Annotated in this window: 1 protein-coding gene; it reads right to left on the bottom strand. The window is 74.1% G+C overall.

Going from position 1 to position 522, the window contains the following annotated elements; translation table 11 throughout:
* Window positions 1-522: LysR family transcriptional regulator (locus tag IH13_RS0100160; protein ID WP_031079903.1), on the bottom strand; the 522-nt coding region annotated here is incomplete at both ends.

The following is a 522-nucleotide window of genomic DNA, read 5'->3' as shown; positions in this document are numbered from 1 at the left end:
AGCCGGTGGTCCTCGGGCACCACGAGGCGCAGCCGCTGCTCGTCCAGCCTGCGGGCCACCAGGTCCGGGGCGTCCGGTACGGGCGAGGTGAGGCAGAGGTCGAGGCCCCCGGCCCGCAGCCGCTCGATCATCGCCTCGCCGTAGTTCTGGACGAGCTGGAAGCGGACCCGGGGGTGGTCGGCGCGGAAGGCCCGGATGAGGGAGGGCACGGTCTCGGAGCCCATCGTGTGCAGGAAGCCGAAGGCGACCTTGCCCGCGGTGGGGTCGGCGTCGGCCCGGACCGAGTCGGCGGCCTTCTCCACCTCGGCCAGGGCGCGTTCGGCGGAGGCCAGGAAGGTACGTCCGGCCGGGGTGAGCGAGACGGTGCGGCCCCGGCGGGCGAACAGTGTGACGCCCAGGTCCTGTTCGAGCCTGACCATGGCCCGCGACAGCGTCGACTGCGGGACGCCGAGTTCGTGCGCGGCACGGGTGACGTGCTCGTGCCGGGCCACCGCCTCGAAGTACGCGAGGCGGGGCGCGAGT

Source organism: Streptomyces sp. NRRL WC-3549 (assembly GCF_000721935.1).
Classification (GTDB): domain Bacteria; phylum Actinomycetota; class Actinomycetes; order Streptomycetales; family Streptomycetaceae; genus Streptomyces.
This window is presented reverse-complemented; position numbering and strand designations above follow the sequence as displayed.